At 62.6% G+C, this 2,837-nt stretch carries 2 protein-coding genes; both read right to left on the bottom strand.

Translation table 11 applies throughout. The features are described from left to right. On the bottom strand, positions 1-1,327 hold a 1,327-nt coding region (locus ABI546_RS10915; RefSeq protein ID WP_348046622.1), incomplete at its 3' end, for a PAS domain-containing protein. A gap of 215 nt (positions 1,328-1,542) precedes the next feature. Continuing rightward, entirely contained in the window at positions 1,543-2,559 is a 1,017-nt protein-coding gene (rlmJ, locus tag ABI546_RS10910) for a 23S rRNA (adenine(2030)-N(6))-methyltransferase RlmJ (RefSeq protein WP_348046621.1), read from the bottom strand. Positions 2,560-2,837 lie beyond the last annotated feature (278 nt).

The raw sequence follows: 2,837 nt of genomic DNA, 5'->3' as shown, positions 1-2,837 counted from the left end.
CGCGCCGGGTTTCCTCGTCGGCTTCCTTGCGCCGGGTGATGTCCACGTAGGTCCATACCGAGCCTTCTGCGGGCCGGTTGCGGTCGAGCGCGGAACCGTCCAGTTGCACCCAGATCAATTGGCCGTTTTTGCGCCGCATGCGCGCTTCGAGGGAAAACGACCCGGTCTGCGCGATCTGTGTGTAGGCGAGTTGGCCGATGCGGTCGAAGTCCTCATCGCTGGGGTAGTGCACCCGGGTTTCCTGGTTCAAGAGCTCGGCCGGCGTGAAGCCGAGCATGGTGGCCAGTGTGCGGTTGAGCCACTGGTAGCGCCGGGCTTTCAGGAAGGTCACGCCGACGGCGGTGGTCTCCAGGATGGCTTCGCGCTGTGCCAGCGCGGTTTTGAGCTCCTCGTCCAGGCGGCGGCGTTCACTGATGTCGGACATGAGCACCAGCAGGGCGGGCTCGCCGTCCCACTCGATGCGTGTGCCGTAAATGCTGGCCCAGCCGGTGCGAAGACCGGGCGCCATTTTTTCGCGCGGGGGCGTGACGAAGCGCGCCTCATAGGCGCTCACCATGGTGCCCGCTTGCATAAGCTCGCGTTGCTGCTGGACCATCGGGCGGTCTTCAGGGTGTATCAGGTGCAGCGAGGGCAAACCGGCGAGCGGTTGGCTGAACAGGGACTGCGCGCTGGTGTTGGCAAAACGAACAAGGCCCTTCTGGACCACGAGGATGGCATCGTTGACGTTTTCGACCACGGCCCGGTAACGCTCGGCCGAGGAATGGGTCAAGGCTTCAAGCCGCTTGCGCTCGGTGACGTCTTTCAGGAAGAAGAGGTCAGCTGGCGCGCCTTCCCAGTCCACCAGCACGCCATTGATTTCCACCCAGGACGTCGTGCCGTCGTCGCGCTGAAAGCGCGCCTCGAACGCGGGCACGACCTGCCCTGAGGCGCGTAGCTGGTGCCTGTCCGAGACGAACGCGCGGTCGCCTGGGTGGATGAATTCGATCATGGGCCGGTTGGCCATGGTGGACGCCTCTGTGCCCAGCAGGGCCAGGCAGGGCGGATTGGCAAAACGGAGCAAGCCGCCCTGGCCGACGCAAATATTTTCGGTCGCCAGGTCGACCATGGTCTGGTAGCGGGCCAGCGATGCGCGGAGTTCTTGAGTGCGAAGGGCAACCTGCCGGGCAATTTCGCTTTCCATGTCTTGCGCCGCGTCACTGCTTTGGCTGTCAGGTGTGCCCGGCTTGGCCTTCTTTGCCAGGGTTCCCGCGCTCTTGCCGGCCGCACGCGGTGCGCGGGCGGGCGCGTCCGGAGCGGCGGGGGGAAGGGGCTGAGCCTGGGCGGGCATGGTCGATGGTTGGGGCGCCGGGGTGGCTAGGTGCGAAGGGCGGCGGGACTAAAAGGCGAAGGCAGATCGAGGCGCTGGTTTCCGGAGTCTGATGGGGCCACCTTGCCACAACTCACCGCAGCGGTAAAGACTGGAAAGCCTGGGCGCACAACACCGGTAATCATGGCAGACGGCCTGGGGCTGGCGCTGCGCCTGTTGCCTGCAGTTTTTTTGCCTTAACCGCCATGCTCCAGGGTGAAGCCTGCGTTGCGGTCTTGCCCCAGCAAGGCCACCATTTGCGGCAGCGCCGCCTGCAACGCCGCCTTGAGCGTGTGGGGTGGATTAATGACAAACATACCGCTGGCTGGAAGACCGGGGCGAACCACTTCGCCGCTGGTATCGGTGGTCAACTTGCTGGATTTCACGGTTAAAGCGGCGTTCAACCAGCTTCGGCCTGCCTTGACGGCCAGGGTCTTGAGCTTGCGCGGCAGGTCGTGCGCCTCGGGGCGGGGGATGATGGGGTACCAGACCACATAGGTGCCGGTGGCAAAACGCTTGACCGCATCCGCCATGCAGGTGGCCACACGCCCGTAGTCGCTTTTCATCTCGTAGCTGGGGTCGCACAGCACCATGGCACGGCGGGCCGGCGGTGGCAAAAAGACTTTCAGGGCTTCAAAACCATCTTCACGCGAAACCGCCACCTGGCGGCCCACGCCCAGCTGTTCGATGTTGCCGGAAAGCGACTTGTAGTCGGTAGGGTGCAGCTCAAACAATTTGAGTTTGTCGCGCCCGCTCAGGAACTGCTGCTCGATGAACGGTGAGCCGGGATAGATCTTCAGGTGGGCCACATCGCCGCTTTCGGCGAACTGGGGGTTCAGGCCGCGCAACACGTCGATGTAGTCCTGCAGCGCGGGCGCCCATCCGTCCGGGGCCACGGCCGGTTTCACGGCTGCGCCCTTGCTGGTCGCTGGGTTGGCTGATTTTGCTATTGGTTTAGGAGCTGCTGGCGCACGCTGTGCCTGGGCTGGAGCCACTTTTGAACCAGATAACAGCTTGAAAATGCCTTCCTGGGCCTCACCGCTGGTTTCGGTGTAGTCACCGTCGAGCCGGTACAGGCCGGCACCCGCATGGGTGTCGATCACGGTCAGGGCCGTGTCTTTCTGGGTCAGGTACTTCATCAACGCGATCAGCGTGGTGTGCTTGAGCACGTCGGCGTGGTTGCCTGCGTGGAAGGCGTGGCGATAGGAAAACATGGGGCTATCCTACCTTCTTGCCGGGGGGGAATGCCTCAAAACAGGCTGAATATTGACGTAAGCCCTTGATTTTTCATATAATCGAGGGCTCTGCAGCGCCTAGTGGTTCCGCGGCAGAGGCCGGCAAAGACATCCGTTGATGCCGGAAATTACTGCCTAAGAGGTTCTCATCAGAAGAACACCGACCGCAGAAAAGAACCCGACAAACCATTTTTCGAAAGAAAACTCATGAAAACGTTCAGCGCAAAACCCGCTGACGTGACGCACGAGTGGTTTGT

It is taken from the genome of Polaromonas sp., from assembly GCF_039932935.1.
Lineage (GTDB): Bacteria > Pseudomonadota > Gammaproteobacteria > Burkholderiales > Burkholderiaceae_C > Polaromonas.
This window is presented reverse-complemented; position numbering and strand designations above follow the sequence as displayed.